This window comes from Nostoc sp. FACHB-280 (assembly GCF_014697615.1).
Classification (GTDB): Bacteria; Cyanobacteriota; Cyanobacteriia; order Cyanobacteriales; family Nostocaceae; genus Nostoc_B.
In genome coordinates this window covers 20990-28141 of the sequence record NZ_JACJSD010000069.1, presented here as the reverse complement: position 1 = coordinate 28141, position 7152 = coordinate 20990, and the positions used below count along the sequence as shown (strand labels likewise).

Sequence of the window (7152 nt, the reverse complement as noted above, 5' to 3'; positions counted from 1 at the left end):
ATTTAAGTCTGTGGGATAAGACTTTCGTGCCATAAGCAATTACGTAAATACACTGCATATCAGGTATTTTAATTCTTGCCGTCATCCCCTCCTACTCGCCTTTAGATTTACTTTATAAATAGCCTCTTATTACTATTAGTTGAATCTGCCCAATACTTGATAACTCAAATCGAAAAACATTCTGATTACCAAGCACTTGATTATCAGCCAGACTTAACTATAGGTGATGCTCAAACAGCACTTTCTTACTTGAAATGCGAACTGGAGAGCAAACAACAATCTTTTATTAACTTAGAGACTTCTTCATAAAAAGATGAACACCTGAACCAGCCTTTTCAGGTGTTCGCCAATTATTTCAGGTATGTGTCACAGAAAAATTATTATTGCACACTCAATAAATGCAGAGGTTAAGGATGAGTAATGAGATCAAACTAGGCTTTTGCAGTCCACCAGAACCAGTTTATCTTTATGTCAAAAATGGTGAATCAAACGGTGAATCATATCTTTGGTATCACTTCATCATTGACCAAGATAAAACTATTCCAGTTCAACAACGTGGATTAATAGGTTATCTATCAGAACTGCGAGTGACAGCCAAAGAATTCAAGGGTAAGGACAATATTAAGTTAGATATTGTTGTTGCGGCTGATGAAGTTTATGTAATCCGAACTGGCATTGAAACTAATTTCGCCAAGACATTTTTATTAGCTGCATCACTTGTACAAGATTTTTCTAAACCCTTGACTATTGCTGTTACCAGTGGTGAAGAAAATACGGTGTTCTGTCGATTATATGATGCGACTACTAAAGTCAGAATCCGCAGAGAATGGAATGCAAACGCTGACTGGGGATCTCTGATTACCGAAATTCAATCACGCTTAACTGGGACATCTGCATCCCTTTCATTAACCCCAGAACAACCACCACATCCGCAAGATTTACGTATAAAACAGATTCGGACTTTGTTGAATTATCCGCTTGATTTAGTGCGTGAATATCTGCAATTTCAAGATGTTGACCGTCCGAGTTTACTTCCTGTCAGCAAGATTGATTCACTGGTAAAAACAATGTGTTTGGCTTGGGCTGCTGATAAGTTTGAAAACCCTAACGATGCTGAATCTTCTTATCAAAAGCAAGTGATTGATGCGATCGCAAGTGAGGTTGATGAAGTAGTAGCAATTAAGACTTGGATGCAGCAGTTACAAGGGGTAAAAGCTGGAGTGGCTTGACTAAGGAAATAAGTCAGGGGCTGGAAGTAGACAAAGAATCTCAAAGTTTCTTCTGACCACTTTCTTCTATTTCTAAATCTTAAGGGGCATCAAATTTAAGAGAGGTATTTATGGCTAAAGTCTTGATTGATTCAGACAACTATACCTGTCATCAAATCGCTAGTATTCTATCTCTGAATTTATCAATAGTTCGCTTTTGGATTCAGCGTGGTTGGCTGAAAGCTAACAAACATACTCCCAAGCATTATGAAATCGGGATTGGACACCTCAAACAATTTCTAGAAAATCCTCCACATCAAATTAGAAAACGGATTACTGCCCTTGATTCTCAAGCCATTAATTATCTTTTGAAGGGAAAGCGTAATGGAATCAATCACTGATTTAGAAAGATGTTGGTTCTTATCTCCGCCTTGGAAACAAAACATCCCACCCGTTGAAGTCAACTTATTTGAGAAAGTTTACCTGAAAACCAATCGTACATTCGGCTACTGCTTAGGTGTGCAGTGGGATAAAAGTTGTTGGAATTACGTTATCGAGGTCAAAAATGATTTCCACTATGCAACTAAACATCAAATTATTGCCACTGGTAATATACAACCCAGAACCGTGAAAAAACCTGCTTTCGTGTTGGGAGAACGCGTACTGTTGAAAATTCCCAATCACGGCACAAACCAAAGGCTAATTCTGGGGATTGAGTTAATCGAGAAGTCCTGGTTCTATCTGGTGGAATTGGCATTACCTACTTTTAAACAACCACTCATCACCACCAATCGCTTTTCTTTGGTGCGGGAAGAAGACCTAGTGAGAGTAAATGTCTAAGTCCAAACACAACACTTTGTACTCATCACACAAATAAAACTATGTCACAGATTGAAGTAGCCCAAATCATCGAACAGATTAAACAAGAGATTTCTGTTGACCCCAATGGACAAGGGAAGGCCAGTATTCGGGCAACAGCCAGATTAGCTGATGTTGATGCCACTGGATTAGCCAGAAGTCTTAAAACTGCCGTAGACAATTCTCGTTCCAAATTGGTTGAGAAGCTTATCCGTAAAGGGTTTGAAGGTGTAGACATTTTAGATTGGGCGCAGTCTGGTATCCCTGATGTCGCTGTTGCTGCTATCCTCCATTACTACGGTTATGAAGCAGGCAAGAGATGTAGCGAACAAGCAAGATTAGCCTGCGAAGCATTTGAAAGTGTTGGTGTTCGTGTATGGATGCAGGATATCACCGGCTGGACAAAACCCACAATGGCTAATGAATCTGCCCTCACCCAGATACAGTTACTCGCCGCGATCGCCCAACAAATGGCCGAGCAAGAACAACGTTTACTCCAACAGCAACAACAGCAAGCCGAAATCTTGCACCGGCTTAAGGATGTTGAAATTGAACAAGACCGCTTTAACACTCCCTCCGGCCATAAATACAGCATCGTGGGTTTCGCTAATCTTCAAGGTTTAGAAATATCAGCAAAAGAAGCAAGTGCTAAAGGAAAAAAAGCCAGTGCCTTGTGTCGTAAGCAGGGCATAGAAATTGAACGCATTCATGACCCCAGATTTGGCAGAGTCGGCTTGTATCCCGAAAGCATTTTGATTGAGGTGTTTTCCAGTGGTCAAAACTAGTACATCACCCAACAACAGTACAGCAACACTAAAGCAGGCTGGGGCTTTGAGTAATAACAAGAAGGGGATGCGGCTGGTGAAAAAGTAAAAAGCAACCGCCCGCGCGATCGCTTCAAATACCAAAGGAAAGAGTGGTTAAAACACCATTCACAAGCTAACACATCTCTTTACAAAACTTAAAACTTGCTTGACGTAGTTGCAATGCTTTCAAACTCAGGAGAACCATAATATGCAACAACTCACTTTATTTCCCGAATCCACGCCAGTTCTACCAGTCACCTATTACCCAGAATTCCTAACCACTCAAGAAGCAAACGAACTCTACCAACACTGTCTGCACCTGCAATGGCAACAGAATCAAATACGAATGCTGGGGAAGACAACTGATGTTCCTCGATTAGAGTGCTTGTATGGTGACAAAGGCTGCAATTACTTTTACTCAAAAAGCGTACTGCTCAAACCTCTGCCCTGGACAGAAAAGCTTGCCGAATTGAGAGACAGAATCATCGCATTCACCGGATACAGCTTTCGTATAGTCATCGGCAACCAATATCGAACAGGCTCTGATTCCATCGCGTGGCATTCGGACACCGATTCATCAATGGGACTTGACCCTGCGATCGCATCAATCAGTCTTGGTGGAGTACGAAAATTCCAGATTAAACCGATAGGTGGTAGTGCCACTGATTTTTGGTTGGAACACGGCAGTCTGCTGTTGATGCACCCTGGATGTCAATCGACTCACTTACATCAGGTTCCGAAGACAAACAAAGTGGTGTGGACGAGGATCAATCTGACTTTTCGACCGCACACCGGGGGCAGATAAAAACTACTTGTTCAATCACGCCTCCTTAATTGTTTTGAGTTTCAACCCAATTTTTCAGAATGGCGTAAAGTATTTGTGACTTAGTTCGGATGTACTACTTAATTTAGTTTTCTAGTTAATTTCTGTTTTTGTTCTAGCGGTATGCACTCATACCGCTAACTCTGTCGTGCGTCTATCGGAGGAAATTATGAGTCTCGAATCTCATCACTTGCAAGAATGGTTCAAGAGTGGCGTTGACGAAGAATTGATTTCTCTCAACGTGCGATCACTCTCCGGTACAACACCTTATGAATACCTGTTGTACAGCGATAAAATCTCCCGCCGCAACGACGGACGACTGCGGGACAGGGACTTGAAGAAATACCAGCACATTGAACTCGGCGGTTGGTGGTGTAGCGGCGTTGACCCACTCAACGACTATATTCTAATGATGTGGGGTTGTTTCAAACCAGACAAGCCCCGGCGTGACCCGCAGAAAATACACAAGCACATCAAGTATGAGCATCCTTACAGGGAGCAAACACGCGCTTTCTTTCTCCAAGTCACCAAGAAGATTTGGGTAAAAGTGTCGAATCGTTGCGGCATTCCTATCACCGACAAGGATTTACAGCATCCGGGCGGGTTCTGGCATTGGGTTTGGACGAACAACGTTCCTGTGGTAATTGTCGAAGGGGCAAAGAAAGCCGCTTGTCTGTTGAGTGCTGGTTATGCTGCGATCGCCATCAGTGGTGTTAACGCTGGCTATCGTACACCAAAGGAAGAGGACAAGGGGCAGGGTGCGGGGGGCAGAGGGGAAAATCTCTCTCCCATGCTCCCTGCTCCCTGCTCCCCTGCTTATCCAATTGGTAAACCATCTCTGATTCCCGATTTAAAACATTTCGCAACACCCAACAGACAAGTCAACATTTGCTTTGATAACGATACTAAGCCCGAAACAGTCCAGCGAGTACGAACCGCTATCAGCCGTATGGGGCGATTGCTGATTGCTGAGGGTTGTCAATTGCGAGTAATTGACTTACCAGGAACCGAAAAGGGAGTTGATGATTTTGTCGTTGCCCAAGGACAAGATGCTTTCCACGCCCTGTACAACACCGCCGAAACTTTGGAGTTATGGGAAATCAAGCTGTTTACTCTACTCACATATCCTCCAGCGATCGCACTCAACCAAAGATTCTTGGGTGGGCTGATTGCTCCTGAAGGCGAAAAGCTCATTGTCCTCAAAGCTCCCAAAGGCACAGGTAAAACCGAGTGGTTGTCCCAGGAAGTGGCCAAGGCACACGACCAGGGGCGACGAGTGCTGATTATCACCCACCGCATACAACTGGGTGAGGCATTGTGCGATCGCTTCGGTGTTGATTACGTCAGTGAGATTAACACCTCTGATACAGGTGGTTTGTTGGGGTATGGCGTGTGCGTAGACTCGTTGCACAAAGATAGTCAAGCGCGATTCAACCCCAACGACTGGTCAAACGATGTCATTATTATTGATGAATGCGACCAAGTTTTTTGGCATTTGCTCCACTCTACGACAGATGTGGCCAAGCGACGGGTAGCGATACTGCGAAATTTCAAGCAGTTGGTTCAAAACGTCTTAGGTAGCGAACACGGTAAAATCTATCTGTCTTCTGCCGATGTGTCCGATACCGATATCAAGTACATTCTTTCTCTGGCGGGAGAATATCGAGTTAACCCTTTCGTGATCGTCAACAAATACCAGTCAGTGTCTGGCAAATGTTTCAACTACTCTGGCAGTAATCCGAAGAATCTGATTGCATCACTAGACAAGGCGATCGCTGCTGGTGGACATCATTTACTATGTTGTTCGGCTCAAAAAGCAAAGTCTAAATGGGGAACCCAAGCTCTGGAACAACGGTTTCGGCAGAAATTCCCCCATTTACGGATTCTCAGAATTGATAGTCATTCAGTTTTAGATCCAAAACACCCAGCCTTTGAGTGTATTGCTCATCTCAACGAAATTCTCACGCAGTACGATTTAGTGATAGCCTCGCCCAGCTTGGAAACTGGTGTCTCCATCGATATTAAAGGTCATTTTAGTTCAGTCTGGGGGATATTCCAGGGAGTACAGCCTGTGGACTCTGTACGCCAGATGTTAGCACGGCTGCGGGAAACAGTTGACCGTCACATCTGGGTTAGTCAATACGGGATGGGGACTGTGGGCAATGGTTCAACTTCTATGGGTGGATTATTGCGGAGTCAGGATATCGCAACCCAGGCAAATATCGCTCTTTTGTCTGCGGCTGACAATGATGATTATTCGTTCATTGATCAGAATTTCCAGCCCGAATCGTTGCAGACTTGGGGTAAGCGTGGTGCTGTGATCAACGTCGAGATGCGCCGTTACCAGGAATTTGTGCTGAAGGGGTTGGAAGTCGATGGCTATACCGTGATTGATGCCGACGATTCTGACCCTGACGAAACCAAGGAAGTTGTTAAAGAGGTGAAAGCAGCTTCCAAAGAATTATATTCTGGTCAATGCCTGGGAGTTTCTAAATCTGATGATGTGTCTGATGCCGAACTGAAGAAGTTGCAGGAGAAGCGGGTGAAGACTGAAGAAGAACGTTATCAGCAGCGTAAGGGTGAATTGTCCCGGCGTTATGAAGTGGAGGTTACGCCGGATTTGGTTATGAAGGATGATGACGGCTGGTATCCCCAACTGCGGCTGCACTATTACTTGACTGTGGGGCGACAGTTTTTAGCCAGTCGGGACAGCAAACGGGCTAAGGGGCTGGCTGAAGCTGGGGAAAATGCGATTTGGAAGCCTGATTTTAACAAGGGGCAGATGTTGTCTTCGGTGCTGTTGCTGGAAGAACTGAAGCTTTTGCAGTTGCTTACGCTTGGGGAGAAGTTGCGGGGTTCGGATGAAAAGATGCAGGAGTTTAAGGTTCGTGCGGTGAAGAATCGGTACTTGATCAAGAATTATCTGAACGTGACTGTTTCTGAAAAATTTACTCCGGTGGCGATCGCACAGAAATTGTTGGACAAGATTGGTCTGCGGTTGTCGTATGTCGGTCGGTTGGGGCCGCGGGGGAAGCGGGAGTGTGTTTATAAGTTTGTTGCTCCTGATGATGGGCGGGATGGGATTTTTGAGAAGTGGTTAAATCGGGAGTCGGTGTCAGTCACTAGTAATATAAATGTACCAACACCAATCACTGACATAACACCACTTCCCAGTAATCAGGATATGGAGGGACAGGAAGCTGCTTGGTGGCAGCAGATTAAATCTTACGCTGCTGGGTTTATGGAACGGGTTGAATCTGGCTTAGAAGCGGCTAAAGAGTTCCTCTCTACCCTTAGCAGTGATGAAAGGTGGGGTGTGATGATGCAGTTTGAGGAGGCGGAGCCTGTGGTGTTTGGGGAATTGGTGGCGGCGGCTCCCGATTGGGTGGAGTGGATGGCGTAAGTTGTTTGGGGCAGTGGCAAGTATGAGTGAACTTTGGGGACGGTTGTAAGTCTG

The 7152-nt window shown here is 44.7% G+C and carries 7 protein-coding genes; all 7 read left to right on the top strand.

Going from position 1 to position 7152, the window contains the following annotated elements; all coding sequences use genetic code 11:
• Positions 1-156: 156 nt before the first annotated feature.
• Positions 157-309: a hypothetical protein gene (locus H6G75_RS30215; protein WP_199338086.1), complete on the top strand. Its 153-nt coding sequence runs from the start codon at positions 157-159 to the stop codon at positions 307-309.
• A 104-nt stretch (positions 310-413) separates the two neighbouring features.
• Positions 414-1229: a hypothetical protein gene (locus tag H6G75_RS30210; protein WP_190983588.1), complete on the top strand. Its 816-nt coding sequence runs from the start codon at positions 414-416 to the stop codon at positions 1227-1229.
• Between the two features lie 110 nt (positions 1230-1339).
• Positions 1340-1609 (top strand): hypothetical protein, encoded by a 270-nt coding sequence (locus H6G75_RS30205; RefSeq protein ID WP_190676550.1) that lies wholly within the window; start codon positions 1340-1342, stop codon positions 1607-1609.
• Positions 1593-2048, top strand: a complete 456-nt coding sequence (locus tag H6G75_RS30200) for a DUF1392 domain-containing protein (RefSeq protein ID WP_190983587.1) — start codon at positions 1593-1595, stop codon at positions 2046-2048. The genes H6G75_RS30205 and H6G75_RS30200 overlap by 17 nt, the downstream gene beginning before the upstream one ends.
• Before the next feature lie 41 nt (positions 2049-2089).
• Positions 2090-2851: a hypothetical protein gene (locus H6G75_RS30195; protein ID WP_190983586.1), complete on the top strand. Its 762-nt coding sequence runs from the start codon at positions 2090-2092 to the stop codon at positions 2849-2851.
• Positions 2852-3047: 196 nt separating this feature from the next.
• Positions 3048-3677: an alpha-ketoglutarate-dependent dioxygenase AlkB gene (locus H6G75_RS30190; protein WP_242051697.1), complete on the top strand. Its 630-nt coding sequence runs from the start codon at positions 3048-3050 to the stop codon at positions 3675-3677.
• Between the two features lie 187 nt (positions 3678-3864).
• Positions 3865-7098 carry a plasmid replication protein, CyRepA1 family gene (locus tag H6G75_RS30185; protein ID WP_190983585.1) on the top strand — a complete coding sequence of 1078 codons (3234 nt, stop codon included), beginning with the start codon at positions 3865-3867 and terminating at the stop codon, positions 7096-7098.
• The last annotated feature ends 54 nt before the right edge of the window (positions 7099-7152 follow it).

Coding starts and splice junctions, on each gene's coding strand:
- H6G75_RS30205 (WP_190676550.1), top strand. CDS start 1,340: ATGGCTAAAGTCTTGATTGATTCAGACAACTATACCTGTCATCAAATC.
- H6G75_RS30210 (WP_190983588.1), top strand. CDS start 414: ATGAGTAATGAGATCAAACTAGGCTTTTGCAGTCCACCAGAACCAGTT.
- H6G75_RS30195 (WP_190983586.1), top strand. CDS start 2,090: ATGTCACAGATTGAAGTAGCCCAAATCATCGAACAGATTAAACAAGAG.
- H6G75_RS30200 (WP_190983587.1), top strand. CDS start 1,593: ATGGAATCAATCACTGATTTAGAAAGATGTTGGTTCTTATCTCCGCCT.
- H6G75_RS30185 (WP_190983585.1), top strand. CDS start 3,865: ATGAGTCTCGAATCTCATCACTTGCAAGAATGGTTCAAGAGTGGCGTT.